This window comes from Phormidium yuhuli AB48 (assembly GCF_023983615.1).
Classification (GTDB): domain Bacteria; phylum Cyanobacteriota; class Cyanobacteriia; order Cyanobacteriales; family Geitlerinemataceae; genus Sodalinema; species Sodalinema yuhuli.
The window spans coordinates 975363-1000998 of the sequence record NZ_CP098611.1 but is presented as its reverse complement, the minus strand read 5'-3'; the positions used below and the strand labels follow the sequence as shown (position 1 = coordinate 1000998).

Genomic DNA, 25636 nt, shown 5'->3' with positions numbered 1-25636 from the left:
ACTAATCATGGCCCTGAATGACGTGTTTAATCCGGGTTAAGGCTTCGAGGTTGATGAAGCCCCGATAATAGCCACCGCGATTTGACATTCCTAAATACACCGTGTGGTTAGGTTTCGGGAGTCGTGCAAATCGCGGAGAGACGTTGATATAGACGGAGGCGCTTTTCACCCCGAGGGAGAACTGGCAACTTTCGTGATAGGACTCGGTGACCAGACAATCGGCATGACCACTACTGTGTTGGTTAATCCAAAGCATTCCCTCCTGGAGACTCTCAACTTTCTTGAAGGCAATGGTCTTGGTGAGGTAGGCCTGTCGCCATTCCTCGGGTTGGGCTAGTTCGAGTTCTAGATCGGGAAATTCTTCGATGAGGGCTTCATCACCACGAATGGTAAACCCTTTATCCCGCAGTCCATTCCAGAGACTAAGGAGGGATGAGGGTCTTTGTTCGGGGTGAATTAGGACTTTTTCGATCGCATTGACGGGATCAGGATCGCTTTGATGACTATCGTTGATTATGGAGCGAACTAGGTCGAGACTGCCACTGGGAGACCAGTAAAGATAGCAGTTGCCAATGGCAGAGCGCAGGACAGGAACGGTAGCCTTTTCAATAATGGGTTGAACCAGGCTCTCACGACCATGGGGGATAATCAGACTGAGATAGCGGTCTTGATTCACCAGTTCTCGGACTGAGGTTCCCGTATCGGAGGGTAGCAGTTCTAAGCAATGGTCAGGAAGCTGACTATCGGCTAATGCCTCCTGTAAGACATTGGCGATGGCAATATTGGAGTGACTGGCCTCGGTGCTGCCCTTGAGGACTAGGCTATTACCCGTTTTAAGGCACATTCCAGCGGCGATCGCCCCCAATTCGGGGAAGGCCTCGTAAACCAGGGCGATCGCCCCTAGGGGCATCAACTGACAGTAGGTTTGAGCTTCTTCAACTTGAAAGGGAGCGTTGATGACCCGTCGGATGGGGTCGGGGAGGTCGCTGAGACACTTGAGAATGTTCACCGCTCCCTGAACACGCTCTGGGGTGAGTTTGAGCCAATCGAGGAGCAAATCGGGTACCGCCATATCTCGACTCGCTTCTAAGTCGAGGGTATTGGCTTCTAGGATATCACTGCTGTAATCGCTCAGGGCTTCAGCCATTCGCCGCAAGGCTTGCGATCGCTCGCTACTGAGAGTTTGTGCTAACTCCAGCGATGCTTGATGGGCGCGACGGACTGCCGCTAAAGGATTATCGCTCGTCTCAATCTCAAAGGAGTCATTCGCCATGACGCTAACGTCGGTATGCCAACCAAACTAATACTGCGGGCAACATTGCTCAATACTCCGGACAGTTTTTTGGGCGTTATTGAGTTGAGTCAGTAAGACAAACGCCTGTCACCGGTATCTGGCAAAGGATTCCGGGGAGGTGCCGTCTCGTGCAACAAGTCGAGTTGGGAAAAGAAAGCGAGTTACCGAGGGGGGGAGCGGAGGTCGTTGGCAGAGACGCCAGAGAGCGGCGGTGTGGGTTCGCCGAGTTGGAGAAAAGCTATCCATCGTCTAAAGTGCAGGTGGTAAATCTAACAAAGCTGCACAGATGGATAGCCTCAAGAGCATTGTAGCGGGTCTGGTGGAAACATTTAGCAAACCCCAGCAGAAATTTTTGATGACCCTGATGACCACTCTCTTTGTCGTCTGTGGTCGAGTCAACTATACGAATCTCAGCCGCTACAGCCAGATAAACGAGCGGACTTATCGGCGACACTTCGAGGCGGGTCTAGGACTCGAACGTCTCAACCGCCGCTTAATCGAACAGCTACGACCCGAGGACAGCGAACAGATAGTAGTAGTCGATTGCACCTTCAACGAGAAAAGTGGTCGTCACACCCATGGCTTGGATTGGTTTTACAACAGCAAAGCTCAACGAGCCGAAAAAGGACTCGAATGGTCTGTTGTAGCTATTGTTGACTTGCAGCAGAAGACGGGCTATACCTTGTCAGCCCAACAAACGGAAGCCGACTTGAGAACCGAGAAGACCCCGACCGAAGACCAAGTGGCTTCGAGGAGCCGCTTGGATTTCTACCTCGGGCATCTGGCTTACTGCACCATCTTTTTCCCGGACTGGATTCGTTATGTCGTCGCGGATGGCTTTTACAGCAAGTCCAAGTGGGTCAATGGGGTGGTGGGCTTAGGCTTCGAGGCCATCGGTCGCTTGCGCAGCGATGCTAATCTTAAGTTTCTTTATGACGGCCCTCATCGGGGACGAGGTCGCCCCCGTCGCTATGACGGTAAGGTTGATTTGACTGACCCGAGTCGTTTGACTTTCGTTGCCACTTTAGACGAAGGAGTTTCTCTATACACAGCCGTGGTCTGGTCAGTTAACTTTCGACGACCGGTTCGTTTGGCTTATTTGCTCAAAGAGCAGAATGGACGACGCAGTTACGTGGTCTTGTTTTCCACCGATGTCACCCTTGACCCCCTCCATCTCTATCGTTGTTACACCGCTCGTTTCCAAATTGAGTTTATTTTTCGCGATGCTCGTCAGTTTCTGGGCTTCTCTGATTGTGAGGCCCGCTCCGCTGAAGCCCTCGACTCTCATGTTAATGCCAGTCTCCTGGCTCTCAATTTAGCCAAAGCCACCTTACAATCGACCCACACTCGTGCTGAACCTTTGAGTTTTTCCATCGCCTCTCTCAAACGCTTGGCTCTCAATGAGCATCTTTTTGACCTATTTATCGACAGCTTTGACTTAGACCCGACTTTAATTAAATCCCATCCCAACTACTCGGAACTCCTATCCTACGGTGCTCTTGCATCCTAAATCTGTCCGGAGTATTGATTGCTAAGAGTACCACTAAAATAATCCAGGGGACGGTACTTGTCCCAACGGACAGTTGTAAAGCAATGGGAAGCCAAACGATGGCCAAGACCAGGACCACACCAACAGCGAGGGGGAAGTAAATCTCTTTCATCCCCGACCTGGCTCGTTTCCAGTGGGTTCCCGTCCAACGCCACGCCTGTTTGTAGGGATAATGAGTTGAGAGTTGTTCAATGGAGGTTCCACTCTCATTTACCACAAAAATCTGCTGACAGCGATCGCACCCCAAGGCCTCAGTCAGGGTGATGGGTTTCAAATGACCCGGACGGCGACAGGGACAGGGATACTCGCGGTCAAGTTCAATTTTCTCGCCTTTGGGGGGATACACCAATGTCAAAACCCTCAAATGGTCTTTTATGGGAAGGTGGGGCTAAGTCGAGTTAAATGGCGAACTTAGGACCTCAGCGTGGGTAGAACTGACGCGGGACGGAGGCCTAGAAAGCTGACCCCGTTGTGGGACAATTCTAACAAAAATATTTCGATGAAGTTAAGTCCTAAGCTGGAATTGCACAGCAACGATTTCCCTAGCCTCAGGTGTAATTGATGCTCCAATGGTTTTATCTCCATGGCTTGGCCTCCGGTCCCAAGTCTCGCAAAGCCCAACTGCTGGGGGCTTTCCTCCAGGAACGGGGACAAACGTTGCATCGGATCGATTTCAATGACGGTGGTTTTTCCCATCTCACTGTCAGCCGCCAAATTCGCCAGGTTTCAGCCCGGATTGCTCAGGAGGAGAGGGTTGTCCTCATTGGCTCTAGTTTGGGCGGCCTAACGGCGGCCTGGGTGGCTCAAGAGAGCTTAATGGTGGAACGATTGGTCTTGCTAGCTCCCGCCTTCGGATTTCCTGATTGTTGGCTCACGGCGGGGGAGTTGGAGGAGTGGCGACGGTTGGGCGATCGCCTGATTTACCATTATGGCCAGGGGCGATCGCTCCCCCTAAGGTATCACTTCGTCGAGGATGCACGAACCTGGCTGCCACACCGTCTCACCCGTCCCGTCCCCACCACCATCATCCACGGCCGTCAGGATGAAGTTATCCCCATCCAGTCCAGCCGCGACTATGCCAAAACTCGCTCCTGGGTTGAGCTGATTGAGGTCGACAGCGATCATGCTCTAGGCCAGCTTCATCCTAGAGTTTGGCAAGAGGTGATAGGGGAAAGAAGGCAATAGACAATAGGCTCAACCATTCAATAATGCCTCGACAAACTCATAGCTAGAGAAGGGGCGCAAATCTTCAATTCCTTCTCCAGCCCCGATAAAGCGGATGGGGAGACCTAACTGTTTGACGACTGCCAGAGCGACGCCGCCCTTAGCACTTCCATCGAGTTTTGTCAAGACCACACCACTGAGTTGAGCGGCTTCTGCGAACACCTCCGCTTGACGGAGGCCATTTTGTCCTAAGGTGGCATCCAGGACTAAGAGAGACTCAATTTGGGCATTTGGGGCTTTTTTATCGATGATGCGACGGATTTTGCTTAATTCCTCCATCAAGTTCTTCTTATTCTGTAACCGGCCGGCGGTATCCACTAGGAGGAGTTCTGTATTACGCGCTGTTGCAGCGGTGATCGCATCAAACACCACGGCCGCTGGGTCGGTATTTTTGCCGGGATTGGCAATCACATCTGTATTACTGCGTTGTCCCCAGATTTTCACCTGCTCCACGGCGGCGGCCCGGAAGGTGTCTGCTGCTGCAATCAGACAGCGATAGTCGGATTTTTGCGCGAGATGGGCCAGTTTGCCGATGGTGGTGGTTTTACCGGCTCCATTCACCCCGGTCATCAGCCAGATATTGAACTGATCCTTCTCGGGGATGAAATCGGGTTTGTAACCGTTCTCGTAGGGTTTATCGAGTAAGTCGCGCAGGATTTGCTTGAGATAGGCGATCGCCTCCTCGGGAGGAAGGGTCTCATCTCGCAGTTTTTGTTGTAGGGTTTCGATGACAAAATCTGTTGCCTCAATACCCACATCGGCTTGCAGCAATAAGGCTTCAATTTCAAAAACGGCGTCTTTGTTTAATGGACCCTGACCGACAATGGCTTTTAACTGGTTAATGAGTCCCAGACGGGTTTTTCCGAGGCCCTGACGTAGTTTCTTGAGCCAGGTGATCTCTTCAATGGAGATATCCTCAGGTTTGCGGCCCTGAGCGGCTAATACTTCAGCTGACCAGACGAAATTCTCGTCAAAACTAAGGGCTGGCTCAGGTTCCGGTTCGGGTTCTGGCTCAACGGGAGTTTCGACCGCTTCGGCTTTTAATCGCTCTAGTCGTTCTTGACGCTCTTCACTAGCTTTCATCCAAGCTGGAACCGTCTCGGTTTGAGGTTCCGGCTCGGGTTCCGGCTCCGGTTCTGGCTCAACGGGAGTTTCTGCGACAGGTTCCGGTTGCGGTTCCGGCTCCGGTTCAACGGGAGTTTCCGCTACCGGTTCAGGTTTGGGTTCGGGTTCGGGCTCAACGGGAGTTTCCGCTACTGGCTCCGGCTCCGGTTCGGGTTCGGGCTCAACGGGAGTTTCCGTTACTGGCTCCGGCTCGGGTTCGGGCTCAACGGGAGTTTCTGCGACAGGCTCGGGTTCGGGTTGCACCTGAGATTCCAGCTCGGGTGCATCTGTGGTGATGGTTGTCCCTTGTTGCTGTTGGATATTTTGATAGGCAGCTTTGGCCCAAGCCAGATAGTCTTCTTGGGGAGAGGCCTCTGGTGAGCTGTCCGATTCGGTGGCTTCTTCCTCTGCCGTCTCCTCGTCCTCAACCGTGGCGGCGTCCTGATTAGCAGAGGTTTGCTCCTCTTCCTCTTGACTGCCGCTGCGATCGAATTTACGACGGAACCAGTTAAAAACCATAATGCGCGTGTTGAAACTAGACGAGTTGAAATCTTGGACTATAAATTGAACGGCTTGTCTGAGGCGATCGCATCGGCTGCGCTCTCAGCTGAGGAGTCTTCAGGGCGATCGCGCAGTTCCACAAGGCGACGCAAGACCCCATTAACAAAGCGATGGGACTTCTCACTACTGTAGCGTTTTGTCAGTTCTATCGCCTCGTTAATGGCAATTTGATCGGGGATTCCCATGTAGCAGAGTTCGGCGGTAGCTAAGCGCAAAATGTTCTGTTCGACATAGGGGAGGCGTTGGAGTTGCCAGTCGACAATGGTGCGATCGAGAAATTGGTCAATTTCCTGACGATGCTGTGTGACTTGCAACAACAGTTCTAAGGCATACTCCTGCACTTGTGCCTGGTTAGCTAGTTGGACAAACTCCGGCAATTCGATCGCCATCCCCAAGCGATCGATGGCATGACGGGTTAACTCCATCGCTTCCGTCAAACTGGCTTTGGAGCTTGTGATATCACTGTCCCGTAACTCTTGCTCCATGAGGCGATCGTACCCCCGCTTGAGTTCTGCGGCAGCGGTTTCGAGGGATTCATGAACCTCCAAGGTCATGGCACGAACGGCTGCCACAATGAAGTCACCAAGTTGTTGTTGACTTAGTTTACTGGAGCGTTTGGGAAGTTGGCTTAGGCTCAGTAAGGCCAATTCACGGGAGATGCTACGAGCTTGCATAATCGCTTGGGACTAGGGAACGGGGGGAGGAAGACAAAAGGGGGGAAGAAGGCAGTAGGCAGTAGGCAGTAGGCAGTAGGGGGAAGGCAGTTCTTCCCCTCCTGGGAGGGGTTGGGGTGGGTTCCCCTCCTGGGAGGGGTTGGGGTGGGTTCCCCTCCTGGGAGGGGTTGGGGTGGGTTCCCCTCCTGGGAGGGGTTGGGGTGGGTTCCCCTCTTATCCTTCTACCGTTTCTGCGTCCTCTTCAACCACGGGGAGGGGAGAGTCCATTTCGGTCTTGTTTTTGCGGCGGGAGAGGAGTTGTTCTAGGGTGGGGCGTTGGGATTCGGCTAATTCTTTGGGAGGACTGGGGGACACAATACCACCGGAAATTAGGATTTTGAAAGCATCCTCAATCGACAAATTGACGTTAATGGCTTCTTGTTCCGGAATAATAGCGTACCATCCTGAGGTCGGGTTGGGTGTGGTAGGGATGAAAACACTCAACATCGACTCGGTCATATGAGCCTTAATCTGATGACTGACACTCCCGGTGACAAATCCCAGAGTCCAGACCCCTTGACGGGGATATTCAATCAAAACAACGCGGCGAAATTTACTGTTTGAGTCTTGTAGAAGTGTCTGTAAGAGCTGTTTTAACGTCTTATAAACAGAACCCGCTAAGGGAATTGCTTGAACTAAATTTTCTCCAAAATCTAGCAGCCAGCGCCCGACAATGTTCCGGGCCATCAAACCAATTAAAAGAATTCCCAGTAGAGGCACAGTTAACCCAACTAGGAGATTTAAGAAATTGACCAAAATTGGGTCAAGACCATCAAAAGGGTTGATTTGCTTGGGAATACTGGTCAAAAAGTCAATCGTCCAATTGGCAATGACTAGAGAAATCCAAATGGTTGTGGCCAACGGAATGATGACCAGCAATCCCGCGATTAAATCGTTTTTTAAATCTTGCCGTAAACGTTGCAGCACGGATACCTTACTCTCATCCAAAAGAGCGATAACTGAATTGACCGACCTGACCCCTTCTAAGGGCATAAGCCCGAGTTCGGGACATGAGTCACCCTTCCCGGTGATGTCTTTATCTTAGAAGATGTGAAGAATTGTTGCAAAGGGAGGGCAGGAACGGCTACTGGTATCGCGATGATCGCGATTAGATGTTGGGGATCACAGATCTCCCTGTTTCAAGGGTAACATCCATCGGATCGCGGCTAAGGGGGCGATCGCCTAAAACGGTGTTTTTAGGGCTGAGGACTCCTTATCGGAAGTGTGGGACTGAGGGGACTCCGTCTGGCTGGGGGCAGGGGGAACATAGCCTTGTTGTTTCAACTCACGAACTTTCAACAAAATTAAATACTCATAGAAGGCTTGCAAGGTACACCAGGCGAAGCCAGCTTGTCCATCTAGGAAGCCTCGCAGCACGACATACATATAGAGAAAGCGAATCAGGGGACGACACGGAAGCCGCAGAGACAGATCCTTCAGGGCCCGTCGCCGTTCCACTTCAGTTGCACCGAAGAGGAGATGACGCCATTGAACGGTTCCATAGGAGAGTTGGCGCAGGGTTTCTTTAGCTTCATCGGTTGAATAGCGGTTATGCTTTTCAATCCAACGGTTTAACCCTTTGCCACAGGTGTAGTGGGGATAGGTTTCCTGTAAGAACGAGGTTTGGCCGTCACAGACTTCTCGTTCCGTATGTCCGTAGTCGTCGAACCAGACCTTATCTTTGCGAAATAGGCGCAGTTGATACCGGGGGTATTGGGTACTGCGGCGGATCCAACGCTCCATAAACATGACTCGTTCCGCCACGTAGTAGCCAATGAACTCTTCCTGTTGTGTCGCTGCCAAACATTCGGCAAACAGTTCAGGGGTCATCCGCTCATCGGCTTCGAGGATGTAAACCCATTCATATTGAGTTGGGATGGACTGCAACATCCAAGTTCGCTGTTTCCCGTGACTTTCAAATGCGTGTTGCTCAACACGAACCCCATAGCTTCGGGCAATTTCAACGGTGCGATCGCGACTCAACGAATCGACGACGATAATATCGTCCGACCCTTGAGCGGACTCAATACACTCAGCGATATCAATTTCTTCGTTGTAGGTCAGGATGTAGATGGAAAACATAGACTCGGGGACAAAAAACAAGTGTGAAAAGACAGCGAAACGGTGTTCTAAACTGAGACGTGGCGATCGCTCTCAGGGTGAACACCGTCAGGGGGCTCAGCCGATTCACCCCAACATGAGCTTACAAAACGCTAGTTCGCGGAAGGAGCTTGGCGGGGGGCTCGACGAGGACGCATCATACCTTTAAGACCCGTCCAGCCAATTAAGATGTAGCCGATCGCCAGTAGCAAACTGCTAGTGCCAATTCGGAAGGCTGATTTCCAAGCGGCAAGACGTGTCTGCCGTTCAAGTTCTAACTCCCGCTCACGGATTTGTCCACCGAGTTGTTCCGGAAGTTGTGAGGCCTGTTCGTCTAAAAAGCGGTCAATCTCCTCTGGATTTTCCAGGGAGGCCTCCAGTAATTGCCGCAGTTGTTCCGGGGTTTGCTCACTTTGCAGGAGTTGGTCAACCTGCTCAGGATTATCCAACAGGCCTCTGAGTTGAGTTTGCAGTTGAGTCCGCTGCTGAGTCACTTGCTGCTGAAACTCTTCACTCCCCAACTGAATGTTTAACTCAGTTTCTGCTTGACGCGCCTGTTGTTGAATGTCTTGTAAGCGACTTGTACTTTGCATTCGTACATCATTGAAATGAATGGCACTCACCAACAGGAAAACAACCCCGAGGACACTGGAAAGAATCAGACCCCAAAAGCGCAGGTCTTGCCATTTTTTACGGGGTAGGGCAGTGGCAGCACCAGCCGTATCCATCCAGTAGCCGGCAAAGGCGAGGGCAATCCCAATCATCGGGATGACGCCGCGATCAACCACGGTTGAGGCAAACTGAAGTCGCCAAGGCAGATCTAAGGGTTGATAGGGGGCTGGGATAATTAGGATGTCGAGGAAAGACGATAGGATCAATAAGATACCAACGACTTTGAGGCTTCGTGCAGCCAGAGAAGAGGGTTTACGTGGATTTGAAGTTTTCATGCTATGGGTCATCTTAAAGCGCTTCTTTTCTAAGTTAGCCGATTCAACTGAGTTTGCGTAGAATTGGTGATGTCTCCTAATTTAGCCGGCTCAAACCGTTACGTTTCATGAACTTTTCTTGATTTTGGAGCTGTAAGACTATGGTTGTTGATCATCGCCCCCAAGTCCAGCGTGTTTTACTGGTCACCCTCGGGTTAAACCTGTTGGTGGTCGCCGTTAAGGCGAGTTTAGGCTGGTGGACGGGGTCTCTGAGTTTGGTAGCTGATGCGCTCCACAGTATGACGGATGGGGCCAGTAACGTTCTCGGGTTAGTGACGAGTCGGTTATCCTCCCCGGACCCCGATCGGGAACATCCCTATGGACATCAAAAGTTTGAGGCCATAGGGGCCCTGGGAATCGCGGCATTTCTTGGGGCGGCGTTTTTCGAGATTGTTAGGGGGGTGTTCGAGCGTCTGTCGGATCAGGAAAATCCTGTGACCATCTCCCCCCTCGTGCTATGGCTGATGCTGCTGGTGTTAGGGGTGAATATCTTTGTCACCTATTATGAGCGACGGGTGGGATTGAGGATCGGCAGCAAGATCCTGATTGCCGATGCTCACCATACGATGAGTGATGTCTGGATTACGATTACGGTCATGCTCGGGCTGATTGGGGTTTGGTTGGGGTATCCCCAGTTAGATATTATTCTAGCGGTTCCGGTGGCGGGGTTGGTGTTTCACAGCGGTTGGCAGGTGTTACGGGAGAATCTACCCTGGTTGATTGATGAGATGGCGATCGCCCCGGAAGCCATCTATAGCCTTGTCATGGAGGTTCCTGGAGTCATCAACTGTCATAAGATCGCCTCCCGTGGTTTGATTGGTCGCCAGTTGTTTGTGGAGATGCACGTGGTGGTGGCTGCTGAAGACTTGGCTACGGCCCATCAAATTACTGAGGAGATTGAGACCCGATTAGAGGAGCGGTTTGCCCCGATTCGCCTGACGATTCACATGGAACCCCCTAATTATCAATCTGACCAGATTACGTATGGCCCTCAACATCAGGAAAGTTTAGGAAAAATTGAATGATTGTATACCATTTTTTCGATTCTACGCGACAACTCGCCGTGCCAAAGGAACGGAAGTCGCCATCAAAAATAAGCTCAGCTGTGTGACGACAATGCTCGGACCCGAGGGCAAATCCCAAAAGGCGGAAATGAGCATTCCTCCGACGGCACTCAAGGCACCAATAATTGTTGAGATGATAATATAGCGGCTGAAGTTTCCGGTGAGAAGCTGGGCAGTACAAGCGGGGATCACCACAAAGGCGCTAATGAGTAAAACACCGATCGCCTTGATGGAAATTCCCACCACTAAGGCTAACAAGGTGGTGAATACCATCCGATGTCGGGCGACAGAAATTCCCCGAGCGATGGCTAATTCTTCATGGAGGGTGACCAGCATTTGAGTTCGGAGGGTCAACCCCACGAACAAAATACAAGCCACGAGGAGAAGGGCACTAAAGACTAAATCTCCTGGACGCACTCCTAAAATGTCCCCAAATAAAAGATTATTTAAACCCCCGGTATATCGACCAACAAAACTCAGAAGAATGATGGCGATCGCCAAGGATGCAGAATAGACAATATTTAATAAAGCATCTGTCCAAAGTTTAGTTTTTTCTAATAGATAAGAGACTCCCAGGGCAAAGATAACGGCAAAGGGCAGCAAGACAACGGTAGGATTAAGCCCGAATAAGACACCTAGACTAATGCCCAAAAGCGCCGAATGTCCCAAGGTATCACTAAAAAAAGAGAGTTGTCGCAGGACAGCAAAACTTCCGAGGAGTCCCCCAGTCATCCCTGTCAGAACTCCGCCCATCAATGCCCGTTGCATGAAGGGAAGTTGAAATAAATCACCGACACGAGCCAGTTCAGCAGTCAAAGACATAGGAAGACGACTTAGTAATGAGAATGATGATAGGGGGTGCGATCGCTCCCATAGGCTGCCACCAGGTTTTCTGGAGATAATGCGACTTCAGGAATCCCTTCACAGCGCAAGGTTCGATTCAAACAAAGGACGCGATCGCAATGTCGGCGTACCATTTCCAAGTCATGGGAAACTTGCAAAATTGCCCAACCTTGTTCTTGTTTCAACTGATACAGAAGCTGATAAAACTCTGACTCACTTTGAATATCTAACCCCGCCGGTGCTTCATCTAAAATTAAGAGACTGCGGGGACGTACCAAACAGTAGGCCAAGAGAACCCGCTTCATTTCTCCACCGGAGAGGCTGCTAATGGAGTGCGATCGCAAATGGGCCCCATCCACCCGCGCTAAGGCTTGACGGACTTGCTGAAATCGTTGTCGTCCCCCCAGCCAAGGCAAACGGATTCCCGGGGACTCCCAACCTAACTCCACTAACTCCTCGACGGTGATCGGAATCCGGCGATCAAAGAGAAAATTTTGGGGAAGATAGGCAATTTGCTCCCGGACAACGGAGGGAAGACGACCCCGACGGCTTAAGGGTTGCCCTAAGATGAAAATCTCCCCCGCCTTACGAGGCAAAATTCCCAAAAGGGCCTGAACTAGGGTACTTTTGCCAGCACCATTTGGTCCGACAATGGCTGTATCGGTTCCCGCCTCAAGAGAAAATGAGACGTCCCGCACCGCCAAATAGTGTTCACGATACACCGTTAGGTTATTAACGGTCATTACAAGGTCACTCAAGTTTTCCCTCCGTTGTTATCGGTTATGCCCTAGGACTTGGAGACATCCTTAATGACTTGCTACAGCAAGTTCTGGGACTTCAAGATACCACCAAGATTGAGCAGAAGCACCAAACGCCTCTTTGAGATTTGCCAGGTTCTGCCGCATCATCCTTAGGTAGGCGTCCGGTTGCAAATCTTCGGGACGGGTGGCAATCTCCATGGGGCTAAAAATGCTAACGTTGACGCCTAAATCTCCGGCTAACGCCGCAAAGGTATCTTCTCCTGCTTGGGGTTCAGCTAAGAGAGTCTTGAGGTTGGTTTGAGCCACTTGGTCCGCAATTCGTTGGACATCTCCCGGAGACGGGTTGGAGGCCGGCACGTCCACGAGGAAATCAGTTTCCAAATTGTAGCGCTCAGCAAAGTAGGGGGCAAAGTCATGAAAGACGACAAACGTCCCTCCCGCGAAGGGGGCTAAGGCGTCACTGATTTCTTCATCAAGATCCCGCAATTGATCAATAAAGGCGGCGGCGTTGGCGGTGTACTCCGGTTCCCCATCTGGGTCAGCGGAGATTAAGCCGTCACGGATATTTTCCACCTGTTGGATAGCTCGTTGGGGATCGAGCCAGATGTGAGGGTTATATTCTCCATGATGGTGATGATGATGTCCATCGCCATGGTCATGGCTATGGCCATGGTCATGGTCATGGTCATGGTCGTGGTCGTGGCTATGGCCATGGTCATGGTCATGGTCATGGTCATGGTCGTGGCTATGGCCATGGTCGTGGTCGTGGTCGTGGCCATGGTCATGGTCATGGTCATGATGGTGATGATGACCCCCAGTTTCCTCATTGGAGAGAAGGGCGACCCCTTCACTGGTGTCAATAATCAGTAAATCTGGGTTTTCGGCGTTCGCAATGAGGCTGTCCAGGAAGAATTCCATTTCCAGACCATTTTTCACCAACACATCGGCTTCGCCCAAGGCTTGTACTTCGGCGGGCCGGGCTTGATAGTCGTGAGGATCGACCCCAAGGGGTAACAGTTGCACCACGTCAGCGCGATCGCCCGCCACGGCTTTCGTAAACTGAGTGATGGGCATAAAGGTGGTCATGACCCGTAATTCTTCAGTCTCCCCGTCGCCCAAAGCGGCTTGGGTCGGGTCTTCTGACTCTGCCGCACAGCCCCCCAGCCCCACGAGCGTCACCGAGGCGGCGATCGCACAGAGGGGACGAGCGGCTCGGCGGGATACGCCCATCAGCTGTTGTAAGGGAAGAAAACTCTTCATGATTGAGATCTGTATTAAGTGTGTGACAACCGGAAAATTTGCAAATGATAATCATTATTATTGCAGACCAAACTGTAAAGCTGGCCCAACATCTTGATTAATTCCCAAAAATATCCTTAAGAAATCCTTTCCGGCCCTCGCCCTGAGTCCAAACGAGCCAGTCTCCGGCTTCCCCCAGGGCAGCTAACGCTGTTCCACCGGGGTTCCAAGCCAACGCCGAAAACCCAGCCTCCGCCCCATCCAGGAGTTGCACCACCTCCGCTGCATCTTCCCATAGACAAATCGAACCATCTTCAGAAGCCGAGGCTAAAAGTTGAGTTTGAGGCTGAAAGGCGATCGCCCTCACCGGACCCTTGTGCAACTCCAACAGTTGGGGATTCCAACCCTGGTCATCATCCTGATATTTGTCCCAGATGACAATCCCCTCACGACTGCTGGCAGCCAACAGAGGTGCTTCCCCCAACCAAAACTCAGACCAGGCTAACTGACGCACCTTAGCCGGGAAGCCTTGCATTCGCCAAGGATAGGGATTGCCCTGGGCCCAAACTACCAGGGTGCGATCCATATTCCCGGATGCCAGGTATTCCCCATTACCTGACCAAGCCAGACAGACACTCGCTGCCGGAATTTCATAGAGTTGAGGGTCTTCATCCCAATCCTGGCTAGTCCAGACTTTAATCCCCTGATGACCCCCCGCCGCTAAGTGAGTCCCGTCAGGATGCCAGGCTAAATCCAACACCGAGGAGGATTCAAACATCAGGGTAGTCACCACCTCCGCCGCCTCAGCATCCCAGACTTGCACATAGGGGCCTAACCCCATGGCTAATTCATTACGCTGAGGATGCCAGGCCAGATGCTCCAGCCAAGTTTTCGGATTGTCCAAGCAGGTGACTAACTCGGGAGACTCCCCCAATCGCCAAATCAGGAGCGTTCCCGTTTGGCCTCCGGCAGCGAGAAATTGTCCATCATGGGAGATAGCCAGGACATCAATCGATTGCCCATCGGCTTCCTGTAACACCTGTTGGGGACTCCCATCAAGGGCAATCAGCACAATCTCGCCGGCCGCCGAAGCCATAGCCAGCCGCTGGCCGTCGGGAGTCCAAGCGAGGGCGGTTCCATATTCCTGCAACTGGCCCCGACGCTCTTGTTTTAGGGAATATTGGTTTAGACGAGACATGAGCGAAAGGCCTCGGCGAGCTGAGTAGCATCGAGATCGCGCCCGATGAAGACCAGTTCATTTTTGCGCTCTTCTCCAGGCTTCCAGGGGCGATCGGGTGAACCGTCAAAGAGCATATGCACCCCCTGAAAGACGAACCGCTCGTCTTCCCCATCTAAATTCAAAATACCTTTCATGCGGAAGATATTCGGCCCCTGGGTTTGTAACAACTCACTCAGCCAAGCATTGAGTTTTTCCCCATCGATCGCCCCCGCTTCCACTAGAGCAATCGATCCTACCGTCTCATCATGGTCGTGAGCGTCTTCTTCCAGGAACTTGGGATCGACCTCTAGGGCCCGATTGAGGTCAAACGCCTTCACCCCCAGAATTTGCTGCATTTCCACGGCAGCATCTTGGGTGCGATAGACCTTGGCCATGATGTTCATCGAGCGGATGCGGTCTTCTAAGTCCTTTAATTCAGCCTCGCTGACTAAATCCGTCTTGTTGAGGAGGATGACATCGGCAAAGGCGATTTGCTCTTGGGCTTCGTCGGCATCCCAATGATCATGAATATGTTTGGCATCCACCACCGTCACCACTGCATCGAGGTTCAGTTGCTCCTGCATCTCGTCATCGACGAAGAAGGTCTGAATCACCGGGGCTGGGTCTGCTAAGCCCGTGGTTTCAATCACCAAATGGTCAAATTTATCTCGCCGCCGCATCAGGTTACCAATAATGCGAATCAGGTCACCCCTTACGGTGCAACAGATACAGCCGTTGTTCATCTCGAAGATTTCTTCATCAGCATCAATCACCAATTGGTTATCGATACCAACTTCACCAAACTCGTTGACGATGACCGCAACTTTTTTGCCATGTTCATGGGTGAGGATGCGGTTGAGAAGTGTGGTTTTTCCAGCTCCCAGATACCCAGTCAGAACAGTAACGGGAACGGTGTTTAGCATGGAGGTGTTGACCATAAATCCTAACGCTGGGGCGGCTGGTGACTATCTTAAATGATAATTGTTTTCATTGTCGAGTTATCATCAGCGAGAGAGCTAAGGTCAGGCTTGATGGTTGTGCCACGTCTGTAGGGCCTGCTGGTGGACTTGATACCAGGGGCGTTTTTGTTGGCGGGCGATCGCGGCGATATCCTCATATTCGGGCTGGACATTGAACCTGGCCCCGGTTGCATCGCTAGCGATTTTCAGGCGGACGGGTTGGCCGTCGAGTTCAACCGTCTCGATATGACGTTTAAGCAGCGATCGCGGTTGCAGGGTTTGGCGAATACCGAGGGTGGTGGTTTCTTGGAAGATGACCGTTTCACAGGTGCGTTGTTTTTCGGGGGGGCAAATCACCGTCAGGAGAATGCCGGGGCGGGATTTCTTCATCTGAATCCCTTGCGTGAAGACATCCAACGCCCCCATCTCAAAGAGGCGATCGCAGGTGTAGCCAATGGCTTGGGGGGGAATGTCATCTAACTGAGTTTGCAACACACAGACGCGATCGCTCCCCCAGGGAGACTCCTCCGTTTCCCCCACCCAGAGCCGTAGAAGATTGGGAATCGCCAAATCTTGAGTTCCTGCCCCCAAACCAGTTTGTTGTAGCTGCATGGCTGGGGCCTGGCCAAACGATTCTGCCAGAGTGACCATTAACGCGGCCCCAGTGGGGGTCACCAACTCCCGACGGATGCCATTGTCGTACAGCATCACCCCGCGCATCTGAAACAACTTCAACACCGCTGGAACGGGAACCGGCAGTTGTCCATGGGCCGCTTTTACCGTTCCCCCGCCACTGGGTAAAGCAGAACAGAGAATGCGGTCAACCCCGAGCCAGTCCAAGCCAACACAGGTGCCCACAATATCGACAATGGCATCCACGGCCCCCACCTCATGAAAATGCACGCGATCGGGGCTAATGCCGTGAACAGAGCCTTCCGCATCCGCTAAACGTCGAAACACCTGCAAACTCCAGTCCCGGGCACGCTGGCTCAAATTCGCGCCCTGAATCAGCGTTTCAATCTCCGGCAGGTGGCGAGTGTCGTGATGATGGTGATGGCCCTCAACGGTGGGCGGTTCTTCGGCGACACCGGCTAACTCGACATGGAGTTTTAGGCCATCTTGGCCCTGACGTTGGACTCGTTCCGGCCGCAAACGAAACGCGCCTCCTAACCCTAAACCCCCCAGTTGCTGTTCTAGGTACTCTAAGGGAACCCCAGCATCGAGGAGGGCCCCCAAGCACATATCCCCGGCGATTCCCGTTGGACAATCAAAATAGGCGATGCGACTGCTCATGTCTTGGCTCTGTTGCCCCTAAACCCTGTGGTGATAGCAAATCCAATGCAATTATAGGGTGGCAGGGCTGTTTCATGCAGCCGGCATCTGCTCTCTTGAATTCCATCTGACCTTTATGGCAACCATTTACGAAGTTCATCCGGACACCCCACAACCTCGGCGAATAGAGGAAATTAGGGACGCCCTCGATCAAGGGGCTGTGATGTTATACCCCACCGATACGGTCTATGCCATTGGCTGTGGGATTCACGTCAAGTCTGCGGTTCAACGAGTTCGTCAAATCAAACAACTCTCCAACGACAAGCCTTTAACCTTTCTCTGTCCTTCCCTGTCCAACATCGCGAGTTATGCCCAAGTGTCTGATCCGGCCTACCGAATTATGAAGCGTCTGATTCCCGGAACGTTTACCTTTCTGTTGCCGGCGACGAAACAGGTTCCCAAACTGGTGATGTCCCCCAAACGCAAAACCACGGGGATTCGGGTTCCCGATCGCCCCGTCTGTCTTGCCCTCCTGGATGCCTTGCAAGTTCCGATTGTCTCCACCTCGGCCTATTTACTCGATAAAGAGTATAGTACGCCGATTCCCACCTTAGAGGTTGGGCAAACCCTGGACAAAGCTGAGTTATTCGATCGCTGGGAGAAATTGGTCGACCTGATTATCGATGACGGCAGTGAACCGGGGTATGAGATGTCCACCATTTTGGATTTAACCGATGCCAACTATCCTGAAATCGTCCGCCGGGGCTTGAATTGGGAAGCTGCCGCCGCCTGGATTTAGTCCAGTGGTCACCTCGGCAATAGGTTCGGTGTAGGGCCGATTTTCTGGGTCTGGGATTGTGCCAATTCTTGTGCCAATTCTCAGGCTGATCTGGGAGGGGGCGATCGCTCTGGCAACTGTCCTAGGATCGTTTCAGGAAGGATAGGGAGCGATCGCGACCCCCAACAGCAGACTCCGTTTGAGTTCGGGGGGTTTGTTCGGCATTCCGTACTCCCGAGAAAATCAGGGCAGTTGGGCAACTGGTTGCGGTGCGATCGCGAGGTTGAAAGAGTGGCATTAACTCGGGCGACGTTGGCTCAAAGGCTCTCTACAGTTGAAGTGTGGACAGCAAGGCACCCAAGGAAACTTCCCTCGGGAAGCACCTAGAGGGTTCACCATCTGTTCATCGTTTACCCAGTGCGCTACCTGCCACCTACCATCATGACCATTAAACTTCAAACCTCTTTCCACCATGACCTCGGCCAAGTTCAACCCCAACCGATGTCATCGGGGCCAGCCCCCAGTCCAGTTGCAGACCCCCTGACGGAAACGTTAAACCAACGCCTAGCTGAAGCCATCGAGACTCGTTCTCGTAGTGCCAAAGCTGTGGCGGAAAGAATTGCCCGAGAAGTGGAACGAATTTGTCAAAAGAGCGATCGCATTCAACGCTCGGGGGAAGTTAAAAAATGGCAACTGAACCTAGCCCAACATCGTATTGACAATACTCCGGACAGTTTTTTGGGCGTTATTGAGTTGAGTCAGTAAGACAAACGCCTGTCACCGGTATCTGGCAAAGGATTCCGGGGAGGTGCCGTCTCGTGCAACAAGTCGAGTTGGGAAAAGAAAGCGAGTTACCGAGGGGGGGAGCGGAGGTCGTTGGCAGAGACGCCAGAGAGCGGCGGTGTGGGTTCGCCGAGTTGGAGAAAAGCTATCCATCGTCTAAAGTGCAGGTGGTAAATCTAACAAAGCTGCACAGATGGATAGCCTCAAGAGCATTGTAGCGGGTCTGGTGGAAACATTTAGCAAACCCCAGCAGAAATTTTTGATGACCCTGATGACCACTCTCTTTGTCGTCTGTGGTCGAGTCAACTATACGAATCTCAGCCGCTACAGCCAGATAAACGAGCGGACTTATCGGCGACACTTCGAGGCGGGTCTAGGACTCGAACGTCTCAACCGCCGCTTAATCGAACAGCTACGACCCGAGGACAGCGAACAGATAGTAGTAGTCGATTGCACCTTCAACGAGAAAAGTGGTCGTCACACCCATGGCTTGGATTGGTTTTACAACAGCAAAGCTCAACGAGCCGAAAAAGGACTCGAATGGTCTGTTGTAGCTATTGTTGACTTGCAGCAGAAGACGGGCTATACCTTGTCAGCCCAACAAACGGAAGCCGACTTGAGAACCGAGAAGACCCCGACCGAAGACCAAGTGGCTTCGAGGAGCCGCTTGGATTTCTACCTCGGGCATCTGGCTTACTGCACCATCTTTTTCCCGGACTGGATTCGTTATGTCGTCGCGGATGGCTTTTACAGCAAGTCCAAGTGGGTCAATGGGGTGGTGGGCTTAGGCTTCGAGGCCATCGGTCGCTTGCGCAGCGATGCTAATCTTAAGTTTCTTTATGACGGCCCTCATCGGGGACGAGGTCGCCCCCGTCGCTATGACGGTAAGGTTGATTTGACTGACCCGAGTCGTTTGACTTTCGTTGCCACTTTAGACGAAGGAGTTTCTCTATACACAGCCGTGGTCTGGTCAGTTAACTTTCGACGACCGGTTCGTTTGGCTTATTTGCTCAAAGAGCAGAATGGACGACGCAGTTACGTGGTCTTGTTTTCCACCGATGTCACCCTTGACCCCCTCCATCTCTATCGTTGTTACACCGCTCGTTTCCAAATTGAGTTTATTTTTCGCGATGCTCGTCAGTTTCTGGGCTTCTCTGATTGTGAGGCCCGCTCCGCTGAAGCCCTCGACTCTCATGTTAATGCCAGTCTCCTGGCTCTCAATTTAGCCAAAGCCACCTTACAATCGACCCACACTCGTGCTGAACCTTTGAGTTTTTCCATCGCCTCTCTCAAACGCTTGGCTCTCAATGAGCATCTTTTTGACCTATTTATCGACAGCTTTGACTTAGACCCGACTTTAATTAAATCCCATCCCAACTACTCGGAACTCCTATCCTACGGTGCTCTTGCATCCTAAATCTGTCCGGAGTATTGATTGAAAAAATAGCCGGTTACTACGAACTTGGCTCTAAACGGGGACGGAGTGAACTCCATAGCAACCTCAGCGTGATTGTCTATCGCCATATTGCCCCGAGTCGGGCCCGCCTGGGGTTCCAAGGTCGTTACAGCCTGATTGAGGATTTCCTACAAGGCTTTTATATCGAAGTCTTGCGGGCTTTCCGCCGAGAACATGATGTGCCTCAGGATTACACTCCCCGCACCCGTGTTGAACTGGCAGAATACATGGCTTTCACTGAACAATATGCCAAACGGCGTATTTCCCTGCCCGGGCGTAATTCTAAACAGTTGATTGTTCTGAGAGCGCAAGGGTTCGCCAACGGCCAACCCCCGGAAACGTCCATCGATATGGAGTTAGCCGTCGAATCCGGTAAAAGTGAAGAGGACGAAAGCGTCAGCCGGTCCGCCGCTGCTCGTCAAGTGCGCGAACAGATGGTGTCTGAGACCATCGATCCCGCCGAGTCGGTGATGCGCGATCGCGTCATCAAAGCCCTGGTTAACTATCTCAAAGAGCAAGGTCAGCCGGAGTGCATCGACTACCTCACCCTGAAACTCCAAGATATCCCGGCCCATGAAATTGACGAAATTCTCGGTTTAACCGCTCGTCAACGGGATTATCTGCAACAACGGTTTAAATACCATGTTGAGAAGTTCTCCCGCGCCGGAAACTGGAAGCTCGTGCATCAATGGCTAGGTGCTGACCTCGATCGCAATCTCGGGATGTCCCCTGGACAATGGCAAGCCTTCCTCAAAAATATCACCCCTGAACAAGTTAAACTGATTGCCTTGAAACAACAAGGTCGCAGCAATAGTGAAATTTCGAGCCTCCTCAATTGCACCCCCAAGCAAGCCGAGAAACGCTGGACCAAACTCTTGGATTTGGCTTGGCAATATCGGAATGGGGAGTAGAGGCAAGAGGCAAGAGGCAAGAGGCAAGAGAAAAGACGTAGGGGCGTGCCCTTGTGGTCGCCCTGGGCAACAGGCAGTAGGGAGATATGGGAGGGACGGACCACTGAATAGAGACTGACTGGGGGCGCGTTGCCCCCAGTTTGTTATGGGGCTATCGGGCCATGTGTTCAGCTAACATGGCTTGGGCGCGGGGTTTGTAGATGAGGTAAAACAGGGATTCGAGATAGCGCAACATATCTTCCCGGTTTTCTTGAGAGGAATAGTTCCAGAATCCATAGGTTTTTGCCATTGACAAAAGACGCGAAGTGTGTATTTGCCAGGTGTAGGTGCTGTAGACTCGGTCCATGCCCTTTTGAGAAATCTCAAGCCAATAATCGGGGTTTTGCTGGCACTTGGTGGCAAAGTCAACCAATTTTTGCGCCATTTCCTCTAAATTCGTTGGGTTGATGTAGAAGCCATTGATTTTGTCCTGAATAATCTCTAGGGGTCCGCCAAATTGAGTGCCGAAGGTGGGTAAGCCGGAAATCATGGCTTCTAGAATCGTTAACCCGAAGGCTTCAAAGAGGGCCGGCTGGACAAAGACTCCACGGCGATCGGCGATGACGCGATAGACTTCTCCCGAATCCACTTTCGGTAAACGGACTCCCAACCAGCGGAATTTTCCGTGCAGATTGTAGCGTTCAATGGATTCGTAGAGTTTCCGCATTTCGGCAATCTCTTCGGCATCGTCTGACTCGTCTTCCCGGAGTTTTCCGGCGATGAAAATCAGGTTGTAATGCTCTTGTAATTCGGGACTTTGACCGAAACAGTCCACTAATCCTGAGAGATTTTTGATGCGATCGAGACGGGCCATGGAGAACAGGGGGCGTTTGTTGGGGTCCTCTAAGGTTCCGTACACCTGACTGGGGTCTTCATCGGTAAACAAGAGTTTATCCAACCGTTCTACATCGCTAGGAACCCGCTCCTCTTGTCGCAGGTAGGGGAAGAACACCGCTTCATTGACCCCAGGAGCCACCACATTAAACTTAGGACTAAACAGGTTAATCCCCGAGACCACATGATAGAGATCCGGCATGGAGAAACAATGGTAAGACTCGTACTGTCCCACACTATCCGGCTTGCCGACAATCTCCTGATAGGTGCTGCTAATGATGCAATTTGCAGCATTCATGGCAATCAGGTCAGCGGTAAACTGAATGGAGAAGTGATATTGGTTTTCCAATTCCTGCCAATAGAGGTTACTAAAGAGATATTTCGACTTCTCTAATGCATGAGCCACATTGAACTGGGTGACTTTGAGGCGACGGGAGAGGAGAAAGGCCACGATATTGCCATCGGAGTAGTTGCCGACAATTAAATCGGGGCTACCCTTAAACTCTGCCAGGAGTTCTGTTTCCGCATCGAGGGTGAAGGTTTCCAGATAGGGCCAAATTTCAAAGCGAGAAATCCAGTTTTGGGTGACCTTGGGGTTAAACTCCCGGAAGGGAACCCGGAGAATCCAAGCATCATCGGTTCCCCAAATTTTCTCTAACCGCTCATTACAGCGGGTTCCTTCGGCGTTGGGAATCAGGCGAGTGAGGACAATGACTTTGGGATGAACTCCCAACACATCCAGTCCCGCTTCGTGGAGTTCCGCTTGCAGTTGTTTCTCTAGACTGCGGGCCTGATCGAGGACATAGACGACCTGGCCGCCGGTATCGGGACGACCGAGAACCCCCTCTTGGCCAAACCACCCATGCACCGACACCAGGACGATGCGGAAAATCATGGGAATGCGGGAGACGAAGGTTTCTAAGACCTGGTCATTGGGGGAATCGATGAGTTCGTCGAGGATGTTGAGGGTGTCCCGGACGCGGCCGGCGGTGTTCCCCCAGCCGGGTTCAAAGCCGAGATCCTGTAGGTCAAAGCGGAAACTATCGTAGGGATCGCTTTCAGGACGTTGGCTGGTGAAGCTGATGGCTTGTTTGACTCGGTCTGAGAGTTGTTCCCAGGTTTTGATGCGGGGGTTGATCAGGAGTTTGAGACCGTTGTAGGAATGGAGGCTGAGGAATTGAAAGAGGGTTTCTTGCCATTCCCGAGGGTCTTGGAAGAGTTTGCTGGAGAGATAGCGATTGAGAAATTCCACCCCTTTGCCGATGTTTTTGGGGTCGCGGATACTGGGGGAGTAGTCATAGAAGGGTTCAAAGTCAATCTCGAAGACATCGCCATCTTGGGGACGGTAATGGCCGACAAAGCGATCGCGGGTATCGAGAAGGTCTTGAACGGTGATGGCATCATAGCTGAGGTCTTCATGGATGCGGTAGACCTCTTGGTCGGCAATTTTGGGGCGGATGATGGCACAAATGCTTTCCCCATCGACGATGAGTTCCTGGGTGTAGTCAATCAGTTGACCGAGGGGAGAGTGATGTTGGAACTCTTGGGATTTTTGATGTTGTTTACAGTAGTCGCTAAAGGCGCGCTCGATGTCGTTGCGGAGTAGGTAGCGTTGCTCCTTGAGGCGCAGTTCACCGAAAAACTGGCGCAGATCCAGTTTGTTGTTGCTGTTGAGAACGGATTGAAGGAGGTGGGACATAATATGTCTGCCGAAATAAGAGAGGTTGAGGAGAGGGGTGACGACATCTGAAAGCCTAAGTAGGGGCTGTCTTCACCTTTTCTGAATTAGGGTTGCCAAATCCGGTCAATTCGCCGTTGGGCCGTTTCTAGGGCCGTTGCGGGGTCTGAACCGAGTAAGGTTTGTTCGATCGCCCGACCGAGACTGTCGGACAGACGAGCGTAGTTGGCAAGGATGGGACGAGAATGCGCTCCTGACATTTGCTCAAGAAAGACAGTTAGGATGGGGCGATCGCGGAGGTAGGTTTGATAGGCCTCACTCTCGCGGGCCGTTCGGGTCACCGGGAGATATCCCGTCCCCAGGGCCCATTGGGTCTGAAAGCGATCGCTCAATACAAACTCCAGAAATTTTAACGCTGCCTGTTCCCGTTCGGGGCGAGTTTTCATGACAAATAGTTGTTCTCCTCCTAAGACGGTGGCCTGTTGCTCGGCGGCGGGAATCGGCATGGCATCATAGTCAATGTCCAAGCTTTCCAATTCTTCCAGAGTCCAAGGACCGGTTAACTGCATGGCCACACGGCCGGCGATATAGTCGTTGAGTTCATAGCCTCGTCCCGGTTGGGAGAGTTTCACGGACCCGTCGGCTACGAGATCGGCCCAAAATTGTAAGGCGGCGATCGCCTCTGGGGTGACTAGGTTGGGAACGCCATCTTCAATTAACTCGCCTCCCATGCTATGGAGAAATCCTAACCAGGTAAAGACGGTCCATTCTCCAGTTCCTAGGGAGAGCAAGATTCCATGGCGATCGGGCCGGCCATTGCCATTCTCGTCAACGGTCAGGGTTCGGGCCACCTCTCGCAACTCCTCCCAGGTTTGTGGTAGGGTCTCAATCCCCGCGTCCTGGAAAAGACTGGGACGGTAAAAGAGGCCTAAGTTATTGGTGGCCATGGGAATCGACCAAATTTGGTCATTGAGGGTCATACCACTCAATAAGGCTGGATCGAGGTCTTGTGGGTGTGGAGACGCCTCAAACCAGTCTTCTAGGGGACGAATCGCCCCTAACTTTACCAGTTGCCCGGTAATCATGGGGGTAAACCAGAGTAAATCCGGGGGAACACCGCCGACGACAGCGGTGAAGATTTTCGGCAGTTGTTGATCCGGCTGGCCCACATAGAGGGCCTCAATTTGAAAATCTGACTGTTCGGCGTTAAATTCTGCGACTAATTCATCAAACACATCCCGGTTGGAAGGGGGATTAATTCCATGCCACAGGGTTAGGGTGAGGAGACCGTCTGCCGGTGATGGGGTGATTTGACAGGCGGTTAGAAGAAGACTACAGGCCAGGGCCAGAATCACGGGCCGCCAAGCTAATATCCGTTGTTTCATAGGGGTTGAGTTCAACGAGACCTGTTCCCTATTGTGGGCCGGATTACCGGGGTTGACTGTCGGATGAGCGGAAAAAACCCCCCACTGGTAAAAGTAGGGGGACAAGACAACGAAGAGAGAATTTGAATGTGGTCGGCGCTATTCTTAGCGAGAACGACGACGTTTGAGTTGACTAGCACCAGCTACGATTAGACCCAAACCCAGAAGTGAGGCGGGTTCGGGAACCGGCTGGGAGTCGCCCCCTTCCACAAGTTTGATTTGATAGGCAAGGTTGGAACGGGTGGGGCGTTTGCCTTCCCAAGAGAAGATGGAGGTTCCGGTTAAGGTGAAAGGACCCGAGACATCGCTGATATGGAGATACTGGGAGGAGTTCCAGAAGTCACAACCACTCGCGTCCTGACATTGGAAGAAGGAGGTTTGGCTAATCTCAACCCCATTGAGGAACAGGTTTCTGACTTCTGCACTGTTGCCAGTCTGACGAGCTGTGGTGCGAATTAGCAGGTCAGAAAAGTTGCTTTGGGTCACGGTTTTGCTAACGGTGACACCGGCGACGTTATAAATTAGTTCACTACCATCAAAACTCAAGGAGAAGTCATAGGCTTGTCCATTGACCCAACTAAACTGCTGATGGGTGACATCACTAAAGTCGGAGTTGTGAATGTCGATTTCGTAGTCGCCAGCCCCTTCGATGCCAATTCGGCTCTCAGCGGCCCAGGGAGTTTCCACGCCCAAGTCTTTGAAGGCTTGCTCACCGTCTAGATGTCCGGCAATGCTAAAGGCGTTGGCTTGAGGTGCGGCGAGGGCGACTCCCATCAGGGGAAGGGATAGGCTTAGGGCGAGGACGTGGTGCTTCATGGGACTTCTCTCTCGGTTAGACTCGGGAC

Annotated in this window: 23 protein-coding genes and 1 pseudogene; 7 read left to right on the top strand and 17 right to left on the bottom strand. The window is 52.1% G+C overall.

What is annotated here, in order from left to right; genetic code table 11:
- Position 1 precedes the first annotated feature (1 nt).
- Complete coding sequence (locus tag NEA10_RS04295) at positions 2-1273, bottom strand: glutamate-5-semialdehyde dehydrogenase (RefSeq protein ID WP_252664019.1); 1272 nt, start codon at positions 1271-1273, stop codon at positions 2-4.
- A gap of 307 nt (positions 1274-1580) precedes the next feature.
- Here NEA10_RS04295 and NEA10_RS04290 point away from each other — a divergent pair, with 307 nt between their 5' ends.
- Entirely contained in the window at positions 1581-2804 is a 1224-nt protein-coding gene (locus tag NEA10_RS04290) for a transposase (RefSeq protein WP_309494104.1), read from the top strand.
- On the opposite strand, the gene NEA10_RS04285 is transcribed toward NEA10_RS04290, so the two are convergent.
- Complete coding sequence (locus tag NEA10_RS04285) at positions 2749-3189, bottom strand: hypothetical protein (protein ID WP_252665291.1); 441 nt, start codon at positions 3187-3189, stop codon at positions 2749-2751. The genes NEA10_RS04290 and NEA10_RS04285 overlap by 56 nt on opposite strands.
- A 215-nt stretch (positions 3190-3404) precedes the next feature.
- Here NEA10_RS04285 and NEA10_RS04280 point away from each other — a divergent pair, with 215 nt between their 5' ends.
- The gene (locus NEA10_RS04280; RefSeq protein ID WP_252664017.1) at positions 3405-4028 is read left to right on the top strand and encodes a YqiA/YcfP family alpha/beta fold hydrolase; all 624 of its coding nucleotides are present in this window, start codon (positions 3405-3407) and stop codon (positions 4026-4028) included.
- A 9-nt stretch (positions 4029-4037) separates the two neighbouring features.
- Here the strand turns inward: NEA10_RS04280 and ftsY are convergent, their stop codons facing one another.
- The 5 genes from ftsY to hpsJ-B form a co-directional block, all read right to left on the bottom strand.
- Positions 4038-5690 (bottom strand): signal recognition particle-docking protein FtsY, encoded by a 1653-nt coding sequence (gene ftsY / locus NEA10_RS04275; protein WP_252664015.1) that lies wholly within the window; start codon positions 5688-5690, stop codon positions 4038-4040.
- A 38-nt stretch (positions 5691-5728) separates the two neighbouring features.
- Positions 5729-6406: a transcription antitermination factor NusB gene (gene nusB, locus NEA10_RS04270; protein WP_252664007.1), complete on the bottom strand. Its 678-nt coding sequence runs from the start codon at positions 6404-6406 to the stop codon at positions 5729-5731.
- A gap of 213 nt (positions 6407-6619) precedes the next feature.
- Positions 6620-7372 carry a DUF502 domain-containing protein gene (locus NEA10_RS04265; RefSeq protein WP_252664005.1) on the bottom strand — a complete coding sequence of 251 codons (753 nt, stop codon included), beginning with the start codon at positions 7370-7372 and terminating at the stop codon, positions 6620-6622.
- A gap of 255 nt (positions 7373-7627) precedes the next feature.
- The gene (locus tag NEA10_RS04260; RefSeq protein WP_252664004.1) at positions 7628-8527 is read right to left on the bottom strand and encodes a glycosyltransferase family 2 protein; all 900 of its coding nucleotides are present in this window, start codon (positions 8525-8527) and stop codon (positions 7628-7630) included.
- 131 nt (positions 8528-8658) lie between these two features.
- Positions 8659-9492, bottom strand: a complete 834-nt coding sequence (gene hpsJ-B, locus NEA10_RS04255) for a hormogonium polysaccharide biosynthesis protein HpsJ (RefSeq protein ID WP_252664002.1) — start codon at positions 9490-9492, stop codon at positions 8659-8661.
- Positions 9493-9632: 140 nt separating this feature from the next.
- On the opposite strand from hpsJ-B, the gene cdf31 reads away from it, so the two are divergent.
- On the top strand, positions 9633-10556 hold the full coding sequence (cdf31, locus tag NEA10_RS04250) for a CDF family zinc efflux transporter Cdf31 (RefSeq protein ID WP_252664000.1): 924 nt from the start codon (positions 9633-9635) through the stop codon (positions 10554-10556).
- Positions 10557-10577: 21 nt separating this feature from the next.
- On the opposite strand, the gene NEA10_RS04245 is transcribed toward cdf31, so the two are convergent.
- From NEA10_RS04245 to larC, 6 genes are all read right to left on the bottom strand, one after another.
- Complete coding sequence (locus NEA10_RS04245) at positions 10578-11417, bottom strand: metal ABC transporter permease (protein ID WP_252663998.1); 840 nt, start codon at positions 11415-11417, stop codon at positions 10578-10580.
- A gap of 11 nt (positions 11418-11428) precedes the next feature.
- The gene (locus NEA10_RS04240) at positions 11429-12181 is read right to left on the bottom strand and encodes a metal ABC transporter ATP-binding protein (RefSeq protein WP_374111845.1); all 753 of its coding nucleotides are present in this window, start codon (positions 12179-12181) and stop codon (positions 11429-11431) included.
- A gap of 63 nt (positions 12182-12244) precedes the next feature.
- Positions 12245-13459 (bottom strand): metal ABC transporter solute-binding protein, Zn/Mn family, encoded by a 1215-nt coding sequence (locus NEA10_RS04235; protein ID WP_252663987.1) that lies wholly within the window; start codon positions 13457-13459, stop codon positions 12245-12247.
- Between the two features lie 97 nt (positions 13460-13556).
- Entirely contained in the window at positions 13557-14636 is a 1080-nt protein-coding gene (locus NEA10_RS04230) for a WD40 repeat domain-containing protein (RefSeq protein ID WP_252663985.1), read from the bottom strand.
- Positions 14624-15595: a CobW family GTP-binding protein gene (locus NEA10_RS04225; RefSeq protein ID WP_252663984.1), complete on the bottom strand. Its 972-nt coding sequence runs from the start codon at positions 15593-15595 to the stop codon at positions 14624-14626. Before NEA10_RS04225 ends, NEA10_RS04230 begins: the two co-directional genes overlap by 13 nt.
- An 84-nt stretch (positions 15596-15679) precedes the next feature.
- Positions 15680-16909 carry a nickel pincer cofactor biosynthesis protein LarC gene (larC, locus tag NEA10_RS04220; protein WP_252663982.1) on the bottom strand — a complete coding sequence of 410 codons (1230 nt, stop codon included), beginning with the start codon at positions 16907-16909 and terminating at the stop codon, positions 15680-15682.
- A 115-nt stretch (positions 16910-17024) separates the two neighbouring features.
- On the opposite strand from larC, the gene NEA10_RS04215 reads away from it, so the two are divergent.
- Positions 17025-17687: an L-threonylcarbamoyladenylate synthase gene (locus NEA10_RS04215; RefSeq protein WP_252663976.1), complete on the top strand. Its 663-nt coding sequence runs from the start codon at positions 17025-17027 to the stop codon at positions 17685-17687.
- A 121-nt stretch (positions 17688-17808) separates the two neighbouring features.
- Here NEA10_RS04215 and NEA10_RS04210 read toward each other — a convergent pair whose 3' ends face one another.
- Complete coding sequence (locus NEA10_RS04210; RefSeq protein WP_252663974.1) at positions 17809-17964, bottom strand: hypothetical protein; 156 nt, start codon at positions 17962-17964, stop codon at positions 17809-17811.
- A gap of 143 nt (positions 17965-18107) precedes the next feature.
- Here NEA10_RS04210 and NEA10_RS04205 point away from each other — a divergent pair, with 143 nt between their 5' ends.
- The 3 genes and pseudogenes from NEA10_RS04205 to NEA10_RS04195 form a co-directional block, all read left to right on the top strand.
- Complete coding sequence (locus NEA10_RS04205) at positions 18108-18431, top strand: hypothetical protein (RefSeq protein ID WP_309494620.1); 324 nt, start codon at positions 18108-18110, stop codon at positions 18429-18431.
- A gap of 211 nt (positions 18432-18642) precedes the next feature.
- Entirely contained in the window at positions 18643-19866 is a 1224-nt protein-coding gene (locus NEA10_RS04200) for a transposase (protein WP_309494104.1), read from the top strand.
- Between the two features lie 20 nt (positions 19867-19886).
- Positions 19887-20816: pseudogene (locus NEA10_RS04195) on the top strand (hypothetical protein); the annotation flags it as partial.
- Positions 20817-20967: 151 nt separating this feature from the next.
- On the opposite strand, the gene NEA10_RS04190 reads toward NEA10_RS04195, so the two are convergent.
- The 3 genes from NEA10_RS04190 to NEA10_RS04180 form a co-directional block, all read right to left on the bottom strand.
- The gene (locus tag NEA10_RS04190) at positions 20968-23388 is read right to left on the bottom strand and encodes a sucrose synthase (protein WP_252663972.1); all 2421 of its coding nucleotides are present in this window, start codon (positions 23386-23388) and stop codon (positions 20968-20970) included.
- A gap of 86 nt (positions 23389-23474) precedes the next feature.
- On the bottom strand, positions 23475-24752 hold the full coding sequence (locus NEA10_RS04185) for an ABC transporter substrate-binding protein (RefSeq protein WP_252663970.1): 1278 nt from the start codon (positions 24750-24752) through the stop codon (positions 23475-23477).
- A 144-nt stretch (positions 24753-24896) separates the two neighbouring features.
- A complete protein-coding gene (locus NEA10_RS04180) occupies positions 24897-25607 on the bottom strand; it encodes a PEP-CTERM sorting domain-containing protein (protein WP_252663968.1) in 711 nt (236 codons plus the stop codon).
- Between the last annotated feature and the right edge of the window lie 29 nt (positions 25608-25636).

What these genes read in the sequence shown, in the direction of transcription:
- NEA10_RS04295 (WP_252664019.1), bottom strand. Translation starts at nt 1,273, where the DNA reads ATGGCGAATGACTCCTTTGAGATTGAGACGAGCGATAATCCTTTAGCG.
- NEA10_RS04290 (WP_309494104.1), top strand. Translation starts at nt 1,581, where the DNA reads ATGGATAGCCTCAAGAGCATTGTAGCGGGTCTGGTGGAAACATTTAGC.
- NEA10_RS04280 (WP_252664017.1), top strand. Translation starts at nt 3,405, where the DNA reads ATGCTCCAATGGTTTTATCTCCATGGCTTGGCCTCCGGTCCCAAGTCT.
- ftsY (WP_252664015.1), bottom strand. Translation starts at nt 5,690, where the DNA reads ATGGTTTTTAACTGGTTCCGTCGTAAATTCGATCGCAGCGGCAGTCAA.
- nusB (WP_252664007.1), bottom strand. Translation starts at nt 6,406, where the DNA reads ATGCAAGCTCGTAGCATCTCCCGTGAATTGGCCTTACTGAGCCTAAGC.
- NEA10_RS04260 (WP_252664004.1), bottom strand. Translation starts at nt 8,527, where the DNA reads ATGTTTTCCATCTACATCCTGACCTACAACGAAGAAATTGATATCGCT.
- hpsJ-B (WP_252664002.1), bottom strand. Translation starts at nt 9,492, where the DNA reads ATGAAAACTTCAAATCCACGTAAACCCTCTTCTCTGGCTGCACGAAGC.
- cdf31 (WP_252664000.1), top strand. Translation starts at nt 9,633, where the DNA reads ATGGTTGTTGATCATCGCCCCCAAGTCCAGCGTGTTTTACTGGTCACC.
- NEA10_RS04245 (WP_252663998.1), bottom strand. Translation starts at nt 11,417, where the DNA reads ATGTCTTTGACTGCTGAACTGGCTCGTGTCGGTGATTTATTTCAACTT.
- NEA10_RS04240 (WP_374111845.1), bottom strand. Translation starts at nt 12,181, where the DNA reads ATGACCGTTAATAACCTAACGGTGTATCGTGAACACTATTTGGCGGTG.
- NEA10_RS04235 (WP_252663987.1), bottom strand. Translation starts at nt 13,459, where the DNA reads ATGAAGAGTTTTCTTCCCTTACAACAGCTGATGGGCGTATCCCGCCGA.
- NEA10_RS04230 (WP_252663985.1), bottom strand. Translation starts at nt 14,636, where the DNA reads ATGTCTCGTCTAAACCAATATTCCCTAAAACAAGAGCGTCGGGGCCAG.
- NEA10_RS04225 (WP_252663984.1), bottom strand. Translation starts at nt 15,595, where the DNA reads ATGGTCAACACCTCCATGCTAAACACCGTTCCCGTTACTGTTCTGACT.
- larC (WP_252663982.1), bottom strand. Translation starts at nt 16,909, where the DNA reads ATGAGCAGTCGCATCGCCTATTTTGATTGTCCAACGGGAATCGCCGGG.
- NEA10_RS04215 (WP_252663976.1), top strand. Translation starts at nt 17,025, where the DNA reads ATGGCAACCATTTACGAAGTTCATCCGGACACCCCACAACCTCGGCGA.
- NEA10_RS04210 (WP_252663974.1), bottom strand. Translation starts at nt 17,964, where the DNA reads ATGCCACTCTTTCAACCTCGCGATCGCACCGCAACCAGTTGCCCAACT.
- NEA10_RS04205 (WP_309494620.1), top strand. Translation starts at nt 18,108, where the DNA reads ATGACCATTAAACTTCAAACCTCTTTCCACCATGACCTCGGCCAAGTT.
- NEA10_RS04200 (WP_309494104.1), top strand. Translation starts at nt 18,643, where the DNA reads ATGGATAGCCTCAAGAGCATTGTAGCGGGTCTGGTGGAAACATTTAGC.
- NEA10_RS04190 (WP_252663972.1), bottom strand. Translation starts at nt 23,388, where the DNA reads ATGTCCCACCTCCTTCAATCCGTTCTCAACAGCAACAACAAACTGGAT.
- NEA10_RS04185 (WP_252663970.1), bottom strand. Translation starts at nt 24,752, where the DNA reads ATGAAACAACGGATATTAGCTTGGCGGCCCGTGATTCTGGCCCTGGCC.
- NEA10_RS04180 (WP_252663968.1), bottom strand. Translation starts at nt 25,607, where the DNA reads ATGAAGCACCACGTCCTCGCCCTAAGCCTATCCCTTCCCCTGATGGGA.